This is a genomic window from Streptococcus sp. oral taxon 431 (assembly GCF_023115445.1).
Classification (GTDB): domain Bacteria; phylum Bacillota; class Bacilli; order Lactobacillales; family Streptococcaceae; genus Streptococcus.
In genome coordinates this window covers 91,965-115,093 of the sequence record NZ_JALDUI010000003.1, presented here as the reverse complement: position 1 = coordinate 115,093, position 23,129 = coordinate 91,965, and the positions used below count along the sequence as shown (strand labels likewise).

Annotated in this window: 17 protein-coding genes, 1 tRNA gene, 2 pseudogenes and 1 other annotated feature; of the genes and pseudogenes, 4 read left to right on the top strand and 16 right to left on the bottom strand. The window is 39.2% G+C overall.

All coding sequences use genetic code 11. From position 1 onward, the window contains the following. Positions 1-70 precede the first annotated feature (70 nt). The 3 genes and pseudogenes from M1R56_RS03365 to M1R56_RS03355 all read left to right on the top strand — a co-directional run bounded on the left by M1R56_RS03365 (position 71) and on the right by M1R56_RS03355 (position 2,293). On the top strand, positions 71-820 hold the full coding sequence (locus M1R56_RS03365) for a 1-acyl-sn-glycerol-3-phosphate acyltransferase (RefSeq protein WP_248034602.1): 750 nt from the start codon (positions 71-73) through the stop codon (positions 818-820). Between the two features lie 117 nt (positions 821-937). Further along, positions 938-1,010, top strand: a tRNA-Thr gene (locus tag M1R56_RS03360). A 430-nt stretch (positions 1,011-1,440) separates the two neighbouring features. Then, a pseudogene (locus M1R56_RS03355) lies at positions 1,441-2,293 on the top strand (IS630 family transposase). 8 nt (positions 2,294-2,301) lie between these two features. Here the strand turns inward: M1R56_RS03355 and M1R56_RS03350 are convergent. The 16 genes and pseudogenes from M1R56_RS03350 to M1R56_RS03275 all read right to left on the bottom strand — a co-directional run bounded on the left by M1R56_RS03350 (position 2,302) and on the right by M1R56_RS03275 (position 22,806). Beyond that, a complete protein-coding gene (locus tag M1R56_RS03350) occupies positions 2,302-3,558 on the bottom strand; it encodes an ISL3 family transposase (protein WP_248034601.1) in 1,257 nt (418 codons plus the stop codon). A 261-nt stretch (positions 3,559-3,819) separates the two neighbouring features. Beyond that, positions 3,820-5,325, bottom strand: a complete 1,506-nt coding sequence (pyk, locus tag M1R56_RS03345) for a pyruvate kinase (protein ID WP_001042821.1) — start codon at positions 5,323-5,325, stop codon at positions 3,820-3,822. A gap of 66 nt (positions 5,326-5,391) precedes the next feature. Then, positions 5,392-6,399 carry a 6-phosphofructokinase gene (pfkA, locus tag M1R56_RS03340; RefSeq protein ID WP_248034600.1) on the bottom strand — a complete coding sequence of 336 codons (1,008 nt, stop codon included), beginning with the start codon at positions 6,397-6,399 and terminating at the stop codon, positions 5,392-5,394. Between the two features lie 81 nt (positions 6,400-6,480). Continuing rightward, positions 6,481-9,582, bottom strand: coding sequence for a DNA polymerase III subunit alpha (locus tag M1R56_RS03335; RefSeq protein WP_248034599.1), 3,102 nt, complete (start codon positions 9,580-9,582; stop codon positions 6,481-6,483). A 247-nt stretch (positions 9,583-9,829) separates the two neighbouring features. Further along, positions 9,830-10,498, bottom strand: a pseudogene (locus M1R56_RS03330) (phenylalanine--tRNA ligase beta subunit-related protein). 77 nt (positions 10,499-10,575) lie between these two features. After that, positions 10,576-10,962, bottom strand: coding sequence for a VOC family protein (locus M1R56_RS03325; protein ID WP_000157160.1), 387 nt, complete (start codon positions 10,960-10,962; stop codon positions 10,576-10,578). A 57-nt stretch (positions 10,963-11,019) separates the two neighbouring features. Further along, positions 11,020-11,379, bottom strand: coding sequence for a 50S ribosomal protein L20 (gene rplT, locus M1R56_RS03320; RefSeq protein ID WP_000124830.1), 360 nt, complete (start codon positions 11,377-11,379; stop codon positions 11,020-11,022). A 51-nt stretch (positions 11,380-11,430) separates the two neighbouring features. Next, complete coding sequence (rpmI, locus tag M1R56_RS03315; protein WP_001125942.1) at positions 11,431-11,631, bottom strand: 50S ribosomal protein L35; 201 nt, start codon at positions 11,629-11,631, stop codon at positions 11,431-11,433. A 32-nt stretch (positions 11,632-11,663) separates the two neighbouring features. Next, the gene (gene infC / locus M1R56_RS03310; protein WP_000848177.1) at positions 11,664-12,194 is read right to left on the bottom strand and encodes a translation initiation factor IF-3; all 531 of its coding nucleotides are present in this window, start codon (positions 12,192-12,194) and stop codon (positions 11,664-11,666) included. 15 nt (positions 12,195-12,209) lie between these two features. Then, positions 12,210-12,340: a sequence feature (ribosomal protein L20 leader region), on the bottom strand. An 86-nt stretch (positions 12,341-12,426) separates the two neighbouring features. After that, the gene (pgdA, locus tag M1R56_RS03305) at positions 12,427-13,818 is read right to left on the bottom strand and encodes a peptidoglycan-N-acetylglucosamine deacetylase PgdA (protein ID WP_248034598.1); all 1,392 of its coding nucleotides are present in this window, start codon (positions 13,816-13,818) and stop codon (positions 12,427-12,429) included. A 262-nt stretch (positions 13,819-14,080) separates the two neighbouring features. Then, positions 14,081-15,808 carry a septation ring formation regulator EzrA gene (ezrA, locus tag M1R56_RS03300; protein ID WP_248034597.1) on the bottom strand — a complete coding sequence of 576 codons (1,728 nt, stop codon included), beginning with the start codon at positions 15,806-15,808 and terminating at the stop codon, positions 14,081-14,083. Between the two features lie 81 nt (positions 15,809-15,889). After that, positions 15,890-17,836 (bottom strand): DNA topoisomerase (ATP-hydrolyzing) subunit B, encoded by a 1,947-nt coding sequence (gyrB, locus tag M1R56_RS03295; RefSeq protein WP_248034596.1) that lies wholly within the window; start codon positions 17,834-17,836, stop codon positions 15,890-15,892. A gap of 29 nt (positions 17,837-17,865) precedes the next feature. Then, the gene (locus tag M1R56_RS03290; protein WP_248034595.1) at positions 17,866-18,429 is read right to left on the bottom strand and encodes an HAD family hydrolase; all 564 of its coding nucleotides are present in this window, start codon (positions 18,427-18,429) and stop codon (positions 17,866-17,868) included. 105 nt (positions 18,430-18,534) lie between these two features. Then, on the bottom strand, positions 18,535-19,086 hold the full coding sequence (locus M1R56_RS03285) for a DJ-1 family glyoxalase III (protein WP_248034594.1): 552 nt from the start codon (positions 19,084-19,086) through the stop codon (positions 18,535-18,537). A 10-nt stretch (positions 19,087-19,096) separates the two neighbouring features. After that, positions 19,097-20,320 (bottom strand): FtsW/RodA/SpoVE family cell cycle protein, encoded by a 1,224-nt coding sequence (locus tag M1R56_RS03280; RefSeq protein ID WP_248034593.1) that lies wholly within the window; start codon positions 20,318-20,320, stop codon positions 19,097-19,099. 32 nt (positions 20,321-20,352) lie between these two features. After that, positions 20,353-22,806 (bottom strand): bifunctional DnaQ family exonuclease/ATP-dependent helicase, encoded by a 2,454-nt coding sequence (locus M1R56_RS03275; protein ID WP_248034592.1) that lies wholly within the window; start codon positions 22,804-22,806, stop codon positions 20,353-20,355. A gap of 118 nt (positions 22,807-22,924) precedes the next feature. On the opposite strand from M1R56_RS03275, the gene M1R56_RS03270 reads away from it, so the two are divergent. Beyond that, complete coding sequence (locus tag M1R56_RS03270) at positions 22,925-23,110, top strand: hypothetical protein (protein WP_045762893.1); 186 nt, start codon at positions 22,925-22,927, stop codon at positions 23,108-23,110. Positions 23,111-23,129: the final 19 nt, after the last annotated feature.

The following is a 23,129-nucleotide window of genomic DNA, read 5'->3' as shown; positions in this document are numbered from 1 at the left end:
TTTACAAAAAAAATTTGCCTGTCCTACAACGATAAGGTATAATAAAAGAAAGAAATTTGAAGGAGACACCATGTTTTATACTTATCTTCGTGGGCTGGTTATGTTGATTCTTTGGTCTATCAACGGTAATGCTCATTATCATAATACGGATAAAATTCCGAGTCAGGATGAAAACTATATCCTAGTTGCTCCCCATCGTACTTGGTGGGATCCTGTCTACATGGCATTTGCGACCAAACCGAAACAGTTTGTTTTTATGGCTAAAAAGGAACTTTTCTCTAATCGGATCTTTGGTTGGTGGATTCGAATGTGTGGTGCCTTTCCTATTGACCGAGAAAATCCTAGCGCTTCTGCCATTAAGTATCCTATCAATGTTCTTAAAAAGAGCGACCGATCTCTCATCATGTTTCCAAGTGGTAGTCGTCATTCTAACGATGTCAAAGGTGGCGTAGCTCTGATTGCTAAAATGGCCAAGGTTCGCATCATGCCAGTTACTTACACTGGTCCAATGACCTTAAAAGGACTCATCAGTCGCGAACGTGTCGATATGAACTTCGGAAATCCTATCGATATCTCAGACATTAAGAAAATGAATGATGAAGGAATTGAGATGGTTGCTGAACGTATCCAATCAGAATTCCAACGTCTTGATGAGGAAACAAAACAATGGCACAATAACAAAAAACCAAATCCTTTGTGGTGGTTTATTCGCATACCAGCACTGATTCTTGCTGTCTTAGTTGCGATTATTACCATCATCTTTAGCTTTATCGCAAGTTTTATCTGGAATCCAGAAAAAAAACAAAATCAATTAGGTTAGAATAAAATGGCTGAGGGATATTCTCTTAAGCCATTTTAGTTTGACTGACAGCTGATTACTTTTAAATAAAATATTTTATTGACAAAGATTTGATTCTATAGTATACTTTTTAAGTAAGCTGATTTAGCTCAGTAGGCAGAGCGCATCCATGGTAAGGATGAGGTCGCCGGTTCGATCCCGGCAATTAGCATTGTTTAACAGTTCCTTGGTATAGGAACTTTTTTTATTGACATTTTATGGATCTTATAGTAGAATAGACAATGCGATGAGTCGATATGTAGCGAGAGCTACTATTGAGCAAAGGAGGTCATAACGCAGGAGCGGACCTTGAGAAATTGTGTGAACCGATTTCTCACATGGAGATGCCTCTCAAGCTTTCTGTTTTTTCCAGAGAGCTTTTTTTATTTTCCTAAACACTATTAACTCCTATCTTTTAGCAATCCTTTCTGTCCAAATAGCAATAAGCTCAAGCAACAATCAAACACTTATAGACTTATTATCCAAAAAATCCTAGCTAGATTTAGACAAAAAGATACTAAGATAACCAATGAAATCTCTAATTACAGCAAAAGTTACAGGGCAAACTGTATTATAGTCAATTGAACCCAAAATAGTACATAATGTGGTATAATCTTCTTATGGCATTTTCGTAAAAAAGTTCTCGCTTATTGTGAGCGAACAGGTAGTATAACAGAAGCATCACACATTTTCCAAATCTCACGTAATACCATTTATGGCTGGTTAAAAAACAGGAGAGCTAAACCATCAAGTAAAAGGAACAAAACCAAGAAAGGTTGATAGAGATAGACTTAAAAACTATCTTACTGACAATCCAGACGCTTATTTGACTGAAATAGCTTCTGAATTTGGCTGTCATCCAACTACTATCTACTATGCTCTCAAAGCTATGGGGTACACTCGAAAAAAAAGAATCACACCTACTATGAACAAGACCCAGAAAAAGTAGCTTTATTTTTTAAGAATTTTAATAGTTTAAAGCACTTAGCATCTGTTTATATTGATGAAACAGGATTCGAGACTTATTTTTATCGAGAATATGGTCGCTCATTAAAAGGTCAGTTAATAAGATGTAAAATATCTGGAAGAAGATATCAGAAGATTTCTTTGGTTGCAGGGCTAACAAATGGTGAGTTAATCGCTCCAATGACTTACGAAGAGACGATGACGAGCGACTTTTTTGAAGCTTGGTTTCAGAAGTTTCTCTTACCAACATTAAACACACCATCAGTTATTATTATGGACAATGCAAGATTCCATAGAATGGGTAAGCTAGAGCTCTTATGTGAAGAATTTGGGCATAAACTTTTACCACTTCCTCCCTACTCACCTGAGTACAATCCTATTGAGAAAACATGGGCTCATATCAAAAAGCACCTCAAAAAGGTATTACCAAGTTGTAATACTTTTTTCGAGGCTCTTTTGTCTGGCTCTCTGTCAACTGTAGTGGGTTGAATAAAAAGCTAACATCTGGAGAGGACAATCGTTGTCCTCTCCATTTTTATATTCAGAGCGATGAAAATTCGTTTCTTAAAGTTGTCAAAGTTCCGAAAACCAAATGCATTTCGTTTGATAAGTTTTATGAGATTATTGGTCGCTTCCAGTTTGGCGTTGGAATAGAGTAGTTGAAGGGCGTTGACAATTTTCTCTTTGTCCTTGAGAAAGGTTTTAAAGACAGTCTGAAAAAGAGGATGAACCTGTTTAAGATTGTCCTCAATGAGTCCGAAAAATTTGTCTGGCTCCTTGTTCTGAAAGTGAAAAAGCAAGAGCTGATAGATATTATAGTGGTGTCTCAAGTCTTCTGAATAGCTCAAAAGCTTGTCTAGAATCTCCTTATTTGTTAAGTGCATGCGAAAAGTAGGGCGATAAAAACGTTTATCACTCAGTTTACGACTATCCTGTTGAATGAGCTTCCAGTAGCGCTTGATAGCTTTGTATTCATGGGATTTTCTATCAAATTGATTCATGATTTGAACACGGACACGACTCATAGCACGGCTAAGGTTTTGCACAATGTGAAAACGATCTAGAACGATTTTAGCACATGGAAAAAGCTGTTTAGCCAAGTTATAGTAAGGACTAAACATATCCATAGTAATGATTTTCACCTGACAACGAACAGCTCGCTCGTAGCGCAGAAAGTGATTTCGGATGATAGCCTGTGTTCTGCCTTCAAGAACAGTGATGATGTTGAGATTATCAAAATCTTGTGCAATGAAACTCATTTTTCCCTTAGTGAAGGCATACTCGTCCCAGGACATAATCTCAGGAAGACGAGAAAAATCATGCTTAAAGTGGAAATCATTGAGCTTTCGAATGACAGTTGAAGTTGAAATGGAAAGCTGATGGGCAATATCGGTCATAGAAGTCTTTTCAATTAACTTTTGCGCAATCTTTTGGTTGATAATACGAGGAATTTGATGATTCTTCTTGACGAGCGAGGTCTCGGCGACCATCATTTTCGAGCAATGATAGCACTTGAAACGACGCTTTCTAAGGAGGATTCTAGTAGGCATACTAGTCGTTTTGAGGTAAGGAATCTTAGACGGTTTTTGAAAGTCATATTTTTTCATTTGACTTCCACAATCAGGACAAGATAGAGCATCGTAGTCCAGTTTGGCGATGATTTCCTTGTGTGTATCCATATTGATGATATCTACAATCTTGATGTTTGGGTCTTTAATATCAAGGAGTTTTGTGATAAAATGTAATTGTTCCATATGAATCTTTCTAATGAGTTGTTTTGTCGCTTTTCATTATAGGTCATATGGGACTTTTTTTCTACAACAAAATAGGCTCCATAATATCTATAGGGGATTTACCCACTACAAATATTATAGAGCCTTTTGTCTTATTCTTGTTTCAATTGATTATATATACCTTAGCATTGAAAGGAAAATGATATATTTTGCCCCTCGTCACAAAAAAAGACCTATCACACAAGCTAGAAAGCTTGATATGATAGGCTTTTTAATATTAGATTAACGTACAGTGCGGATACGCATTGTGTTAGTACGAACTGCTTCACCAAGTGGCACACCTGCAACGATAACGATATCGTCACCAGATTGTACAAGACCTGCTTCAACTGCTTTACGTTCAGCAATTTCGAACATATCATCAGTTGATGATGGAGCTTCTGTCAACATTGGGATAACACCCCAGTTCAACATCAATCCACGTTCTGTCAATTCGTCAAATGTCAATGCCAAGATATCAGCATTTGGACGATATTTAGAGATCAAACGTGCTGTGTGACCAGTCTTAGTAAGAGTTACAACCAATTTGATGTCCATTGAGTTTGTAGCGTCTTTAACTGCTGAAGCCATAACTTCTGTCTTAGAGTTACGTTCAAATGAATCTGAGTTCAAACGTCCGTATTCGTTAAGAAGAGTTTGAGCGTTCTTATCGATAGTTGCCATTGTACGAACAGACTCAAGTGGGTATTTACCATTTGCTGACTCACCTGAAAGCATTGTAGCATCAGTTCCATCGATAACAGCGTTAAATACGTCTGATACTTCTGAACGAGTTGCACGTGGTTTTTCAGTCATTGTTTCAAGCATGTTTGTTGCAGTGATAACAACTTTACCAGCAGCGTTCACTTTAGTGATGATCATTTTTTGGTAAACTGGAACCATTTCAAATGGTACTTCGATACCCATGTCACCACGAGCGATCATGATACCGTCAGCAGCTTCAATGATTTCATCCAAGTTATCGATACCTTGTTGGTTTTCGATTTTAGCGAACAATTGAACGTGACCGTTACCAGTTTCTTCACAGATTGCACGAACTTCGTTAACGTCTTTTGCAGTACGTACGAATGAGATCGCGATGAAGTTGATACCTTGTTCAAGACCGAAGCGGATATCAGCGTTATCACGTTCAGCAAGAGCTGGGAAAGGAATTTTAGTGTTAGGGATGTTTACACCTTTTTGTTTAGCGATAACACCGTCGTTTTCAACTTCAACGACAAATTCACGAGTTGCATCGTCTTTTTCTACAACACGAAGACCAAGTTTACCATCGTCAACCAATACTTGGCGACCAACTTCAACGTCATCATAGATGTCAAGAGCTCCAGCAACGTTCAAAGCAATCACTTCACGAGTTGATTTGATACCTTGTTTAGTTGCAACACGGATTTTTTCACCAGTTTTGTATGAGTACTCTTTAGCTTCACCTTCGAACAATTCAGTACGGATTTCTGGTCCTTTAGTATCAAGAAGGAAACCAACTTTTTTACCTGCAAGTTTTTCTGCAAGTTTAACAGTTGCCATACGGTCACCTTGTTCTTGGTGGTCACCGTGTGAGAAGTTGAAACGGAAAGTGTTAGCTCCTGCTTCAATCAATTGGGCAATGTTTTTAGCTGAAGCTTCAACGTCAAGTTTTTCACCCCAATATCCGTCTTCACCGAATTTTTTACCACCACGGATTTCTACCGCAGGACCCAAAGTTGCAACGATTTTTACACGTTTGTTCATGATTTTTGTGACTCCTTTATATAATTTGACCTTTTATGGTCATTTTACCAGTTTAGTTAAAGTTGATTATGACAAGCTCTTGTTCAAAGCAGAAAGTTCAAGGTCAGCTTTATGAGGGTTGTTAACAACGATATTACCATCAGCTGTTAGGCTAAACAAAGCTCCTTCTTCTGCAGTTCCAAGAATTGGATTTTCAACCATTTTCTCATTGCGAATACCAACAGCGACACCACCGATTCCTTGTTTAAGGAGTTTAATAGCGTGTGCTCCCATGCGTGACGCCAATACACGGTCACGAGCAGTTGGAGATCCACCACGTTGGATATGACCAAGTTCAGTTACACGAAGGTCGCTTGTATCTCCAGCTTCTTTTAGCTTTTGACCAAATTCAGCCGCTGACATAACACCTTCTGCCAAAACGATAATGTTGTGTTTCTTACCGTGTTCATATCCAGCTTTGATACTTGCTACGATGTCTTCCATCTTGAAGCCTTCTTCAGGGATGATAATTTCATCAGCACCAGTGGCAATACCAGCCCAAAGAGCGATATCTCCAGCATTACGTCCCATAACTTCAACTACGAAAGTACGACGGTGACTTGATGAGGTATCACGAATCTTATCGATGGCATCCATTGCAGTTGTAACTGCAGTATCAAATCCGATTGTGAAATCAGTACCTACGATATCGTTATCGATTGTTCCTGGAAGTCCGATAGCAGGGAATCCATGCTCAGTCAAGCGCATAGCTCCGTGATAAGAACCGTCACCACCGATAACTACGACACCTTCGATACCGTGTTTTTTCAACTGCTCAATCCCTTTAAGTTGGCCTTCGAGTTTTGCAAACTCAGGATAACGAGCAGAGTGAAGGAAAGTACCACCACGTGAAATGATGTCTCCCACTGAAGCAGCATCAAGTGGATAAATTTCGCCGGCAACCATACCTGCGTATCCATCATAGATACCAAAAACTTCCATTCCTTCTGAGATTGCTTGACGAACTACTGCACGGATGGCAGCATTCATACCAGGGGCGTCTCCACCACTAGTCAAAACAGCAATACGTTTCATTTGGTTTTGCTCCTTTTTCTTTTAACATTCTAACTGATTATACCATAATTAAAGTTAAAATTCTTTTATTTTCATTGATTTTTAACGATAAATCGTTTTCATAGTTATTTGACTCAAAGATTCCTGCAAACTAACATCTTTTGCAACAAAATAGCACGGCAACAGAACATTTTTTTGTTCATTTTCGTAGCGAATGATGACAGGAATTTGTCCCTTGTATTGTTCTAAAATATGATAAATTTCAGAATCATGTTCATGATCAGCAGCCTGAATCCAAAAACGTTCACTCACTGCTTCTTTTAGATTATTTAATACTAACTGAAGGCGACCGTCTCTTGCCTGCACTTTTCCATTAAGGTAGTAAAATCTTTCTTCATGTAAGAGATTGTTAAATTGACGATACTGGTCAGAAAAAACTGTGACTTCAAGCTTCGTTTTACTATCACTAACTTTCAGAAAAGCCATGTTTTCACCTTTTTTAGTACGAATGACACGAATGGATTCTATCTCAACGAGTACTGTAGCTGTCTGTCCTTCAGATAGTTCAGACAAACTCACAATTGGATAGAGGGGATTCTTTGCTAAAATCAGTAAGGGATGCGGACTGATACCGACTCCAAGCCACTCCTGTTCCTTACGAAACTTTTCGACTTGCGTAAAATCCTCACTCTCAAGCCAATTGTAGCTATTATCTGCAAATAAACTACCCAATTCTTCCACAAAAATAAACAAAGTAGGTAAATTGGATAAGATTTTTTGGCGATTTTTTTCAAAACTATCGAATAAACCAATCTCGACTAGGGGAGTTAAAAGACTCAACTTCTGATAATTTTTAGGCAAGCGAGTGACAAAATCTTCGACACTACTAAAAGGACGATTCTCTATAATCCAATAGGCAAAATCTCGAGGCATCCCCTTGATACTCTTAAGTCCCAAGTAAATAGTCTTGTCTGTCAATTTATCCTGATATGGGATTGTATTGATAGATAGTGGTGTCAGTTCAAAGCCCATTTCAAGCGCATCGAGAATATAATCTCCACTGGCATAGTTGAGCATGACTTGATAAAAGATTTCTGGGTAATGTGTTTTAAAGTAAGCAAGCTGGAAGGCTAAAGCCGCATAAGCATAAGCATGTGATCGGTTGAAACCATAACCAGCAAATTTTTCCATGACAGCAAAAACCTGCTGAGCCTGTTCTTTTCCATGACCTTTTTCGAGTGCTCCTTGGATGAAACTTTCCTCCATTCGGTGCATCTCGCCCGCATTCTTTTTCCCCATAGCACGACGTAAAATGTCGGCCTTCCCAAGGCTGAAACCAGCGTAACGCTGTGCCACTTGCATAACCTGTTCTTGGTAAAGCATAATTCCATAGGTTGGCGCCAGAATATCTTCCAAAACTGGGTCCAGAACTGTCACCTTTTCTTTGCCATGTTTTCTAGCAACAAAGTTATCGATATAGTCGCTTGCTCCAGGTCTGTTAAGAGAAGTCGTTGCCACTACTTCTTCAAAGCTTTCAGGCTTCACGCGCTTTAATAAGCGAATAGCACCAGGTTGTTCAAACTGAAAAATCCCCTTGGTCTTTCCAGCTGCAAAGAGGGCTAAAGTTTCTTTATCCTCAAGGTCTATATCCTCAATTCTTAGCTGAATTCCTTGAGTCTCATATAAGAGCTCCTGCATTTTTTGAGCGAAGGTTAGGTTTCGTAAGCCCAAGAAATCCATCTTGAGCAAGCCATTTCCTTCAACACCATGAGCATCATACTGGGTAATGAGCATATCCTCACCATACTTAAGAGGAATATAGTCCGTTAGATTTTTATCACTGATAACTACACCCGCAGCATGAATGGAGGTTTGACGTGGTGCTCCTTCTATTTTCTTGGCAATTTCAAAAGCCTTTTGGTACTCAATCTTACTTTGAATCAGTTGTCTAAATCCTAGATTGCCTTCATAGGCTGTTGTCAAGGTATCTTTGAAACCAATTTTCTTAGTTATGGATGTCAACTCGTACTCGGGAACACCATACCGTTTAAAAACATCTCGGATAGCCTGTTTGGCACCAAAAGTCGAGTAGGTGACTATCTGAGCAGCGTGAATACTACCATAACGGTCACGAACATAGCGGATAAATTCAGGACGATAGATATCAGGAATATCAATATCGATATCAGGCATGGTATAGCGTTCACGATTTAAAAAGCGCTCAAAGATAAGATTCTTAGCTACAGGATCAATACCAGTAATATTTAAGGCATAGGCCACTAGACTTCCAACTGCAGACCCACGTCCCATTCCCATATAATATCCCTGAGAACGACCAAAACGTAAGAGATCCCAGACAACCAAGAAATAGTCATCGAATCCCATGTCATGAATCACAGATAGTTCTTCTTCCAAACGAGCCTGATAAACTGAATCTAGTAAGCCTTTCTGTTCCAAGCCCTTGATAGCTCTTTCGCGCAACTCTTCAACAGCTGGTCTCTCTGGATTGAAGCGTGGAAGCTTGAGGCTACTATCAATCTCATAGGAAGCTTCCTTGATTAATCTTGCCAGATTTTCAAGCGCGAGTGGAAATTTCTCTAAAAAAATCTGTTCTAAACGGTCAGCAGGTAAAAACAAGCCTTGTTGCGCTTGAACATCCACCTCTCGCAAGGTCACATTTTCCTTAATCGCCTTGAGCATTTGAAGCGTTTCTAAATCCTCAGGTTCGAAAGAATTAACACAATAAAGAGGGAGAATTGGTCGAGAAAAATTCGACTGAGCTGTATCTGGATAAACTCCGATATAGTAGTCATGTCCCAAATCCAAATTAACTATTTCCTGAAAGTAGGGAACAATGATGCAAATATCTTCAAGGTAAGGAGAAAAATCAGTCCATTCCTTTTTACCTGTCATTTTTTGACTCGAAAGCTTCATAAGATTTCGATAACCACGATTTGATAGGGCTAGAAAGCGCAGATCTATCAGTTCTTCCTTATGATGAACTGTCATCTCCAGACCTAATAAGGGCTGAATCTCCTGTTTTTGGCACTCTTTGATAAAATAATAGGCTCCATAGAGATTGTCAACATCCATGATTCCAAGTGCTGAGTAGCCGTATGCTTTCCCCTGGTCAACATACTTCTGAATGGAAATCATACTCTCCATGAAACTATAAACCGTTTTTGTATCAAGTTGTGCAATCACTCGCTATCACCTCCCTTTTTCTCCTTATATTATACCATTTTAGAAAATAGAAAAACAATTTCTTTCTCCCCTTGTAGAAAAAAGAACCACAGTTGAATTAACCGTGATTCCCATTCATTATTCTACCTCTAGGATAGGATTTGTGGTTGTCAAATGACTGATCTTACCACTAATACTCTTCGAAAATCAAATTCAAACCACGTCAGCGTCGCCTTGCGGTACTCAAGTACAGCCTGCAGCTAGCTTCCTAGTTTGCTCTTTGATTTTCATTGAGTATAACACCAAAATATTTCTCAATTTTAGTATGTAATTCTAGCATTGATTCTAGAGCTCGTGATGCCTGCTCTTCATTGATAGCTTCAATGACTAAAATAGCATCTTTGTTTTGGTTCTTTGGGCTTCACGCCAGTTTAAACAGCGACAAACCGCACCGTGGTCATCAAAATAAATCATTTCATCAGCTAATGCAGAAGCATCACTTTCAGACCCTAGTGGAAGAAGGATTCATTCCTTCGTGCTCTTCCAAGAAGTCACCAACAATCTTAGCTAAATCCTCTTCCCCACAAGGAACAGCGTAAGAAAGTAAGACGCTATTATAGATATCTACCAAAGGATTTATTGGATTAAATTCTCTTCCTTGACTCACACGCTTTAATAAAGCTTCAATAGAAGAACGAGCACCTTTTTTGGTTTTGAATTTAGTGAATGCCTGACGCCATTCTTGAATCACTTCATTCTGAGTAAAATTCTCATCTGCTATAAAAGTCCGGGCTTTTTTTGTTCCTTCATCTAATAAAGCTTTAAAATATGGATCGTCACTCTCATCAATAGTATTGTTGAGACCTTTTACCACCAATACAGAGATTTGAGCATCTGGAAATAGTTGCCAAAAATCATCTTTTACATGAACTTTCATGACCTTGACGCCATTCTTTTTCTTTCATTCTACTACAAATTAAAAAAACGAGTAGCATACAAGCTACTCGATAGGAACTATAATGAATTTTCACGAATCACTTCTACCTTGTATCCATCTGGATCTTTGATAAAGTAATAGTTTGGTTGAGTCCCTGGAAGTCCATTAGGTGCTGTCACTTCATAGCCTTTGTCGCTATGTTCTTTATGAAGAGCCTCAAGATCAGGTGTGCTTAAGGCGATGTGAGCAAAACCGTCACCGACAACATAAGGTCCGTGATCATAGTTGTAAGTCAACTCCAACTCATAATCATCACCTTCAAGTCCAAGATAAACGATAGTGAAAGCATAGTCTGGAAAGTCTCTACGACGCAATTCCTTAAAACCAAAAGCATCTTGATAAAAAGCGATTGATTTTTCAAGATTTTCAACTCGCAAACAAGTGTGTAGCATTTTAGAAGCCATTTTTTTCTCCTTTGTTTAAAAAAGACTGGGACAAACTTGCACCAGTCTTATGAATAATTATTTACCAAGTTTTGCTTTAGCTGCATCTGCAAGAGCTGTGAAAGCTGCTGCATCGTTAACAGCCAAGTCAGCAAGCATTTTACGGTTAACTTCGATCTCAGCCAATTTCAAACCATGCATCAATTGTGAGTATGAAAGTCCGTTCAAACGAGCTGCCGCATTGATACGTGTGATCCACAATTTACGGAAGTCACGTTTCTTTTGACGACGGTCACGGTATGCATAGTAGTAAGAGTTCATTACTTGTTCTTTTGCAGTACGGAACAAGATGTGTTTAGCTCCATAGTAACCTTTTGCTAATTTAAGAATACGTTTACGACGTTTGCGTGATACAACGCCACCTTTAACACGTGCCATGTTTTATTTCCTCCAAATATTTCCTAGAATTGTTTACTTACAAATACGCGATTATTTCAAGCGAGTAAGCATTGCTTTGATACGTTTGAAATCTCCTGAATGCACCATAGATGCTTTACGAAGATGACGACGTTGTTTTTTAGTTTTTCCGTGGAAACGGTGAGATGTGTAAGCACGGAAACGTTTAAGTCCACCAGAACCTGTACGTTTGAAACGTTTAGCTGATGCGCGGTGTGTTTTTTGTTTTGGCATGATTTTTTCTCCTTTATTTAACTTTCTGACAATTATTTTTTGTCAGTTGCTGGCGCCAATTGCATAAACATTTGGCGTCCATCCATTTTAGCACGTTGTTCGATGATTGCAATATCTTGAGTTGCTTCAGCGAACTCGGCTAAAACTTTTGCACCAATCTCTTTATGGGTGATCATACGCCCCTTAAAGCGAATGGATACCTTCACTTTGTTTCCTTTTTCAAGGAACTTGCGAGCATTGCGAAGTTTAGTTTCGAAGTCACCCTTGTCGATAACTGGGCTCAAACGAACTTCTTTCACGGTCACAACGCTTTGTTTCTTGCGTTGCTCTTTTTGTTTCTTCTGGTACTCAAATTTGAACTTGCCGTAGTCCATAATTTTTGCAACAGGAGGTTTAGCTTGAGGTTGAATGAGAACCAAGTCCACATTAGCTTCGTCCGCAAGTGCTTGCGCTTCGCTTAGTGGTTTGATACCCAATTGCTCACCTTCAAGACCGATTAAGCGAACTTCGCGTACACGAATTTCATCATTGATGAATAAGTCTTGCTTTGCTATGGTTTTCACCTCTTTTTTTAATTTAGAGAAAAACAAGAGCGGACTTGCTAACGCAAACCCGCACTACATGATTGTATTTCATTTCTGAAATTTGATCCGTAGGGGCCAGACAACGTTAGTCGCAAGGCGAGAAGTTCTCACTTCTGCTTTTCTCAACTTTTATATGATATCAAGTTTTCCCCTACTTGTCAAGATTAAAACTATCTTTTTTAAATTTTTTTAAATATTTGCCTACTGTGACTTACTGGTTACGAGAATAGTAAATCTCATGTGGCTTCAAACGAGTGTTGAGTAGATCTGATACAGTCACAAAACTATAACCTTGTTCCTGTAGATACTCAATTACTTTTGGAAGCGAATTTACTGATGGCTGATGGATATCGTGCATTAAAATGATAGATCCATTGCTTGCCTGACGCTGAATTTCTGTCAAAATCGCTGCTTCATTTTTACTCTTCCAATCCAAACTATCCACATCCCACATGATAAAGCTTAAATCAAGACTATTGCGAATATCATCTGAGATTGCACCGTATGGTGGTCGCATCAATTTAGAGCTTTTCCCAAGTACTTTTGTAATAGCATCTTCTGTATCCGTAATTTGTTTCTTAGCATCTTCCAATGACAGTTTTGTTAAAATTGGATGATTCCAGCTATGGTTTCCAACTTCATGACCTTCAGACTGCATACGTTTAAGGATCGACTCATTACCTGAAATATTTTTTCCTTGTACAAAGAAGGTTGCTTTGATCTTGTACTTGGCTAGAATATCTAAAGCTTGTGGAGTTGTCTTTCCATCTGGTCCATCATCAAAGGTAAGAGCTACTACTTTTTTATTTTTCTCAGCCTGAGCCTTCTTATAAAGTTCTGCATCCTTTTCAGTTAGATAGGACGATTGGACAACATCAAAGAAGTCTGAAATAGGCAAAGCTATTTCTTCTACATTATTGGTTGCTTTAACTGGATATAACACCAATTGACTATCTTTGTAAGCAAACTTCCAAGATGATAAATCGCTAGCTGAAAAATCGGCTATTACTTGATCTACAAGTGTTTGCTCGATCTTTTTATCAAGGAGTGTTGACTTGATATCCTCAAGAAACTTCTCTTTAGCTTTGCTAGCATCTGTAAAGAGCTGATCTAATGTAAACAGGGTTCCATCTTCCTTAAGATAAAGCTGATCTAACGACGTATTTTCCAATTCCACAACAGTAGAATCACTCAGGTCATAGGCCTGTTTTTTTACAAGATGGCTCTCCACACCTTTGATAGAGGATGAATCTTTTTCAGAATAGTAAAAAATCAAATGTTCTTTATCTTCTACTTTATCCGTAATATCTTTTACAATGATATCCTGAACAGAGGTAATGACCTTGTCCCCCGTCATAGGATAGTAGGTGATGATTTCTGCCTGCCCCTTACGAAAATTCTCTTTCTGACTTCCTTGTGAATAGGAATCATCTTTTTCTTTTTTCAGTGCTTCAATTTTTTGCTCAAAAGCTTGCTTGGTCAAGACTTTATAAGCAATACCTGCACCTAATGTTAGGATTGTGAAGAATAGAAGCCCCACAATAATCCATAAATTTCTTTTCTTCTTGTCATTTGTTTTACAATTTGTTCTTTTTTTAGTCATAGTCTTATCATATCAAATCAGGCCTATAATTTCAATGATAAATAGGAAAATGTCCATTTTTTAAGAAAAGAAAGGTAAAAGAAAGAGGTTGGGACAAAAGATCCCGACCTCACTTTTTATTAGCAATCAAACTTTGACGCGGTAGCTGATTGGACTTTTTGTTCGTCTTTTAGACTCCAAAAACTCCTAATCATCTTCGCGGGGCTGGGACTACGAAATCGAGACTTTGTCTATCGATTTCTGTCCCACCGCCTTTTCTTAATTAAAATCGAATGATTTCTCTTGTTTTTTCATATGAGGAAACAAAGCGATTTGTTACCCCTGGTTCAGCAACTTCCAAAGCTTGGGAAATCTTTTCGAAAGATGCTTGATAATCAAAGGCATTTTCAAAGATTTCTAAAGATTCGTGGAAGGCTTGTTGAATCCCTTCATCAAATGATCTGTAGCGGTTAGAGTATTGAAGTAATTGTTCAGTCAAGGTAGCATGTTGTACGATGCTGTATGTTTCTGTTTCCAGAATTTCCATATCGTGAGTTGCAATTTCTAAAATACGGTTGACAGACTCAATGTTGACTTGTGACTGTTCCAATTCTGCCATCAAATCCTCTGTACTATGGCTAGCAGCAAAGAACAATTTCAAGAAGTTCTGTGGGATTCCTGGAAGATTTCTCTTTTCCATGTAGCGCTTGATTGTGTGAAGGCGATTGACGTAAACATTTGCCTTTTGACGTGCATTAACATCATCTTTTTCAATCTGCACTAGACGTTCGCTCACTGAAACTTGATCATCTTCAATTTCTTTTAATGTAGCTTGAACATTTTCTAAACGTTCTTCCAATACAGAGTAAGCTTCTGAATATTCCTCTTGTTCTGAAGTCAAATCGCTAACTGTAAGTTCTAGGGAATCCAAATCCACTTGAAGACGACGAACATGATTTACATCACTCTCAGACATCAAGTAAGTTTTGCTCAAGCGTTCAATATCTTTCACTAAGACTTGATTATTGTCTTTTAAGTGGTCAAGATAGGTTGGAAGTGTTGACAACAAGTTTTCAACAACCTTTTGAGAAGCAATCTCTCGTGTGAAAATACTATAGAGAGCATTGATTTCTTCTTGAATCTGATTATTTTCATATTCAGCATTGTCCAATTCCAATTTTTTAATATTTTCTTGGTTATTTTTCAAAGCTTCATACAATAACTGTAAACGTGATTCAATGTCAGTTTCTACAAAGTGATAGTTGGCATCAAGCAACTTACGATAGCCAGCCTCTAGATCTTCAAGTTGATCAGGGAGTTCTGTCGTTAGTTTAGTAACAATTGCTGGAATTCTCTCTACGATATGCGTCAAAGCGAGGATATGATTTTCAGCATTATCCAGAATTCCTGCTGCTTCAACTGGATCTCCTGAAGAGTTTAGCGTCACAAATTGAGAAAATTCTGATTGGATGTTCTCCAATTGTTTTTCAATTTCAGGAAGTGCTTGACCATATTTCTCAGAGTCTTCTGCGACTGTTTTCTGCAGGCTTTCAAATAAATCTAAAGCATGCAAGACACGACCACTATTTTTTGATTCTTGTTTTTCTAGATCTGCCAAAGCATTTCGAATGGAAGCAATATCTTCTTCGATAAGGGTAATCTGGCTTTCAATTTGATCAATTTTGTGTTGAGCTTTCAAGAAGCGAAATGAATTATTGTACCCTTCTGCTTCAAACAGATTATTCTCAATATCCGCAAATGAGTTGAGGGATAGGTCTACCCATTTTTGATTCCACTCTCTAAATGCAATCTGACTTTGACCAATCAGATGCATATTCTTAACAGCTTCTACTTCATCGTTAACTGGAAGGTTATACAACTCTTCCTTTCTTCCTTCTAGTACTGCGAGCCTCTTTTCATTTCGTTTGCGTAACAAAATCGCTACAACATAAGCAATGATCAGAAGAGTCGCGATTACAATCATAATAATAATCAACAGATTATCAGACATATCAAACTCCTTTTTATACTTGAAACAATTGTAATGATTATATCATATTTTTCAAACCATGGGAACTATTTCCAAATTTTTTTAAACGTCAAGCGTACTGTAAACAGCATTTTCTTCAATAAATTCTCGACGTGGTTCTACGCGGTCGCCCATGAGCATATCAAAGATTTTATCTGCTTCTGCAGCATCATCAACTGATACACGCGCCATGAGACGATGTTCTGGGTTCATAGTTGTTTCCCAAAGTTGATGGTCATCCATTTCTCCAAGACCTTTATAACGCTGAATAGTTGGTTTTGAACGTCCTTCACTATAGCGAGCTAAGGCTTCCTGTAGACGGATTTCTTGATCTGCTCCAGGTTGGATGTATTCTTTAATTTCACTGCCGACCTTAACACCGTAAATTGGTGGTTGAGCGATATAAACATAACCTGCTTCTAAAACGGGTTTCATATAACGATAAATCAAGGTTAACAAGAGAGTACGGATGTGAGCTCCATCGACATCGGCATCCGTCATGATAACGAGTTTTTGGTAACGGGCCTTGCTGACATCAAATTCGGCACCAAAGCCTGTTCCCATAGCTGTGAAAAGGCTACGGATTTCTTCATTGGCAAGGATCTTATCCATGCTGGCCTTTTCAACGTTGAGGATTTTACCGCGAATCGGTAAAATCGCTTGGAATTCACGGTCACGACCAGACTTTGCAGAACCTCCTGCTGAATCTCCTTCGACGATGAACAGTTCAGTTTCAGCTGGATTGTTTGATGAACAATCTGCTAATTTACCTGGAAGGTTTGAAATCTCTAAACCAGATTTCTTACGAGTAACCTCACGCGCACGCTTGGCTGCGACACGCGCCTTAGCTGCCAGAATCCCTTTTTCAACGATACGCTTAGCAATCTGAGGATTTTCCATTAGGAAGTCTGAAAATGCTTCACTAAAGAGTCGGTTGGTAATCTTGACAACTTCACTATTTCCAAGTTTAGTTTTCGTTTGTCCTTCAAACTGAGGATTTGGATGTTTAACCGAGATAACAGCAGTCAAGCCTTCACGGACATCCTCACCTGTTAGATTATCTTCGTTATCTTTTAGGAGTTTGTTTTTGCGAGCGTAGTCGTTAATGACACGGGTTAGGGCTGTACGGAATCCTTGTTCATGCGTTCCACCTTCATGTGTATGAATGTTATTAGCGAAACTCATGACATTTTCATGGTAACCAGTTGTGTACTGCATGGCTACTTCAACTGTGATGTCATCCATTTCTCCATCGGTGTAGATTGGATTTTCAAAAATGACATCCTTGTTTTCATTGATATACTCAACGTAACTCGCAATCCCACCTTCGTAGTGGTAGTGTCTTGTTTGTTCAAGTCCCTCACGCTTGTCAGTGATAGAGATTTGAAGACCACGGTTCAAAAAGGCTAACTCCTGAATCCGCTTGTTTAATTTATCAAAATCAAAAGTTGTTGTTTCTGTAAAAATCTCTGGGTCTGGCGTGAAGTGTACGGTTGTACCTGTTTTATCTGTATCTCCAATCACCTCAAGGTCAGCAACAACATGTCCACGACGGTATTCTTGGTAATGGATTTTTCCATTTTTATGAACACGAACATCCAACTGAGTTGAGAGGGCATTTACAACCGATGAACCTACACCGTGAAGTCCACCTGAAACCTTGTAACCGCCACCGCCAAATTTACCTCCAGCGTGAAGAACGGTAAAGACAGTTTCAACGGCAGGACGGCCTGTCTTTTCTTGAATATCAACAGGGATACCACGTCCATCATCAACAACCGTAATAGAGTCATCTGGCTCAATAAAGACCTGAATATGACTAGCAAATCCCGCCAAGGCCTCATCGATAGAGTTATCAACGATTTCCCAGACTAGGTGGTGAAGACCTTCTTTTGAAGTCGATCCGATATACATTCCAGGACGCATACGAACGGCTTCCAGACCTTCCAAAACTTGAATCTGACTGGCATCATAATCCTGTGCCTGTTGGTTTTTGATTTCTTCTGTCATTTTTTCCCTTTTTCTTTTTTTCCTTTTTCTTACATGTCTAATACTTGTCTCAATGTCACGATATTTTTAAAGAGATGCGTCGCTAAGCCTGCTGCTTGTCCAGCTTCAATGTCTATAGGTCGATCACCAATAACGATACCAGAACTAATCTTATACTTATCTCGCAAATAGATCATAGACTCTGGATTTGGTTTTCTCTTAAAACCAGAGCTAGCTGTTACTACTTCTGTAAAATAGTCAGCAATACCAGTCTTTTCAAGGATATCCAAAACTTGGTCATTGCGATGCGAAACTAAAAAGTTCCGTCCTCCCTGGTCTGAGATTTCCTCCAATAAAGCAGGTACTCCATCAAACAAGGCAGGATGTTCAAGCTCTCGCGCTTCGTTTTCCTTGTATTTTTCTAAAAAATGCTCTATTGTTGGGGCAAATTGGTCAATCGCAAAAGCAGTTGACACTTTCAAGGCATTGTAAACTTTATCATGTTCTTCTTCGATTCCAAATTGAGCTAACGTTTCCACAAAAGCCGCGGTCGAAGTCTCATAATTATCAAGTAAAGTTCCACCTAAATCCCAGATGTAATCGTGATATTTCATACCCTTCATTATAGCATTTTTTTATCAAAAAAGCGACGATTTCCTTCTATTTTAACAGTAAAAAACGAGAAGAATCCCCTAATTGATAGATTCCTCTCGTTTTAGTTAATCTATTCCAAACACATCACGATAGAGCATGGCTGCTCTCAAAGCATTTGCATCTCCACCAAGTTGTTCTACTAAGTTATAAGCAAAGGCAAGGGCAGTTGCTGGACCGCGACTGGTAGTCAACTGACCATCGACAACTACTGTTTCCTTTCGATAATGGCCATCAGTAATTTGCTCTTGGACACCATCATAGCAGGTGAACACTTTATCCTTGAGGAGACCAGCTCGATTCAGTACAATTGGTGCTGCACAAATGGCTGCTACTTTTTTACCAACTTGCTCACATTTTTGAAGTTCAGCAATCAATTGCTCATTATCACGCAAGTGAGCTGAACCTGGCATACCTCCTGGTAAGACAATCATGTCGTAGTCAGATAAATCACCATCAAACACACGATCTGCTTGTACTTGGATGGCATGTGATCCCGTCACTCGGTCTTCAAAACCAACCATATGACAAGTAATATTGGCACGACGTAATACGTCCACAACTGTTAGGGCTTCGATTTCTTCAAAGCCCTCTGCTAAGATAACTGCTACTTTAGCCATGATTTACTCCTTATTTAACTTTTTTCAAAACAACTTTCTTACGTTTAAATCTTGTCTTACCGCTCTTTTCTTCGGCTAGATGCGTTTGATAACTCATCGATAGAAGCAAACCAACACCAATCAGATTACTGATAATGGCTGAGCCCCCTTGGGAAATGAACGGCAGAGGAATCCCTGTCAGAGGTAGCAGGCCTGTCACCGCCCCAATGTTTTCAAAGATATGGAACAAGAGCATCATAATAAATCCAGTTGAAATGTAGGTATAAAATTGGTTATTGGACTTCAGAGTGATTTTTAACATTCGATAGATAAGTAGGAGATAAAGTGTAATTACAAGGACAGATCCGATAAAACCAAAATCTTCTGCAATGACTGTAAAAATCATATCACTCTCACGAACAGGAATGAGGAGATTGGATACATTAAATCCTTGACCAAACAGACCTCCACTACCGATGGCGATTTGCCCTTGGGCCTGTTGATAGGTGGTCGTTTGTGCATAATCAAATGGATTGAGCCAGGCAAGGATACGGTTAATCTGATAGGTTGGCATCCCGATTTGATGTATAAAAGCACGCCCATCTTTTGTGATGAAAATTGCCAAAAATCCTGCAATTCCCGATACAGCTGTTACAAAAATTGGAATGATGATTTTCCATGATACTCCAGAAAGCAAGACCAGTCCCGCAAAGATTGCGACAAAGACCAAGGCCGTTCCTAAGTCACTCTGCAGGGCCAGTAAACCTAAGACTGGCAGCGTGAAGATAATCATCCACAGTATCAAGAGGAAATCTAAAGGAATCGTTCGTTCACTTTCCTTGTGTTTCTGTGTGAATTGAACAACAACCCGAGCCAAGATTAAAATATAGGAAATTTTCATGAATTCGGAAGGTTGGAAAAGTGTCACTCCTCCAATTGACACCCAGTTTTTAGCCCCTGTTGCTGCCACTAAATTGGGATTGTAAAAAATCAAGGGTAAAACCATAAGGACTAGACCTAGGGCGTAGAGATAGGGAGTCGCCTGCCATAAAAATTTTGTATTAAAGAACATGACTACAAAGCTGATAACAATTCCCAATACGATCCAAGCTAGTTGCTGACCGAGAATAGGCCAAATATTATGTGGATAGTCATGACTGACAGCTATGTAAATAGCCACAACTCCAATCACCAGCAAACAAAATACTGGTAAAATCAAACTATAATCGACTCGAGAGTCGAGAGAACGTTTCATAAAGGTCTCCTTCATTCTTTCAGATGTTTATTTCAATGTGTGTGTAAAAATTCTTGAACTTTTGAGAATACTTGCTCTTTGCCAACTTCTCTCACTCGACTAGTCTGTGACAAAGCCTTGCTAATCTGCTTTCCATATCGTTTGCTTGTCATTCGGCTATCCAAGATAAGGACAGATGAGCGCTGTCCAAGACGACGCATGGTTCTACCAATCGCTTGTTTGAGGCGAATAATAGCCATCGGCAGTTGATAGTCATAGAAAGGATTTTTCCCTTCAAGACGCAGTTCCTGATTCATTTTTTTCGTAAAGGGATCTTCTGGATTTTGGAAGGGCAAGCGTGTTACCACTTCAATCACTCGAGGGTGAGTTGCAAAATCAACTCCCTCCCAAAAACTTCCTGTCCCTAGTAAGAGTTGAGAGTCTCCTCTTTCAAATCGTTTCTTGAGTTGAGCCGGATCTCCGTTTTTATACTGAGCTAGATGAGAAAGAGATAGAGAGTCTGATACCTGCAACAAAAGGTCTTTTGAAGTGAATAAAACGAGCATGGGTTCTTCAAGATAGGACAAATCTTCCAGCACTTCTACGAGAGCCTGAGCATAGTCTTCTTGAGAGGTTTCTGTCACCAATGGAAAATCCTTGACGACCAAAATTTCTTGATTTTCTTGAAAATTCTCATCCAGTCTGTCAAAAGCTGCATGCGAGAATCCCATTAGTTCTGGTAAAGATACTCTGCTACTAATTTCCAAGGTTGCAGAGACAGCTAATAGCTGACAAGTCTCTGGAAAAATTTCAGAAAAGAGCAGACGTTGATTGCGACTGGAAGAAATGACAACCTTCTTGCTAGACAAGTCTGAGGCTGATAGCCAAAATTCTCCATCAGTGCAGAAAAATCGCTGATAGTCCTGAAAACCTTGAACTTCTAACTCTGAGAAATCCTGTTGGAGTTGTGCCATTGTAGTCGTCGGGCACATTCTTCGTTTGCCAGATAGGAACTGATCCATCAAGTAACAAAGCTCAAAGCGAATACTCTCCATCAAGCGTCTTTGAAGCGTCCCTTTTTCTCGAACTAAGGCTTGATCTAGCTGGTCTACTATGTCGTTTAAAACGAAACTCTTCTGCGAAAGATTTTCCAAAGTTAATAAGATCTTCTGGGCCTCATCCAAGATCAAGAGACGGCCCTCTAGTAGACTGGGATCGTCCTCAAGTCGGGTAACGAGATAAGCATGATTGGTCACAAGTAGCTGGCAAGAGCGAGCTTTTTTCTGCCCCCGTCTCCAAAAATCCTCCAACCAAAAGAGAGAAGCTTTGGGAAGATTACCATCATGCACCAAGTTTGGCAAAAATTGCTGGTAACGGTAAAGCTGGCCAATCTCATCTAGATCCCCCGTTTCTGTTTCAGTCAACCAAACTAGAAGTTGCATCTTGAAACGTGTGTACAAGCGATTGGAATCTTCTTCCTCTAGCGCTGCGTGAAAGGCATCTAGTTTTAAGTAATTTTGTGGTCCTTTCAGACTATGAATCGAAAGGTGAAAGACCTCTTCCAATCTACGAGCCTCTTCTTGCATCACTTGATTTTGTAGAACTTTAGTAGGAACACTGATGAGGATTCCTTTTTCGTTTTCTAGTGATAAGGCTGGCAGGAGATAGCCGTAGGTTTTTCCAATTCCAGTCTGAGCTTGCACAAAGGCAATTTTCTCATTCTGTAGAAAATCTTGAACCTTTTGAGCAAAGCTAGCTTGCGGGGCTCTATCTTCCAAATCCAACAAGGCAATATTGGTCTGGAAATCTTTTGAGAGTTTGCGTGGAGAAAGGGCTGGCTTTTCTTTTCTTAAAAATAAACCTTGCACCTCTACCAAGTCATGTTCAACTAGGATGGACTGCTTCTGATAAACTTCCTCAATGACCAGATAAGACTCATATAATAAACCATCTGACAAACTTAACAAGCGCTCCAATAAGCCTTTTGGCAATTGAAACATTTTTTGTCGCATACAGAGAAAGAGCTCTGCTGTTGCTTGGGCATCTGATAAGGCCGTATGGGCTTTTTCTAGTGAAATTCCCAACTCTTGACAGAGAATCCCCAGATTATACTTTTCAAGCTGAGGATAAAAAACCTGAGCCAACTCGACTGTATCGATACGAGGAGTGCGCAATTCATAACCTTCAAAAAAGAGAAATTCTGCCAACAAATTAGCATCGAACTGGACATTGTGCGCAACAAAAACACCGTCCTTGACCAAGTCAAAAATTTTTCCAGCCACCTGAGAAAATTCCGGTGCCTCTGCTAGTCGCTGATCGGTCAAGCCCGTTAATTCTTTGATATGAGAATCCAAGGGTTCGTGGGGATTGACATCCGTTGCAAATTGGTCAACAATCTCGCCATTTTCAATGACCACGATTCCTACTTGGATAATTTTTGCCTTGCTTCCGGTACTGGTCGCTTCTAAATCCACGACAACATACCGATCATTTCTAAAATTCATCATTAAAAATTATATCAAAATTTACACCATTTGACACCCCTGAACTTGATTTGAAGAGTCAAGTTTCTTGCAAGTTTTGAACAAACATGATTGAATAGAAGTGTAGAAAAGGAGGGACATCATGAACCCATTAGATTTGTTTAATCAAGTAAAAGAGTTAATCGAGAAAAAAGATTTGGCTGCCGCAAAAACTTTTGTCGAAGAAAACAAAGACCAACTCGGTGAGTATCTTAACCAAGCACAAGCTTTGGTTTCAGGCTCAGAAGGACTTAACGGTCTTGTAAATAAGGTCAAAGGCCTCTTCTAATAGTCAAAAGGCACCTGAA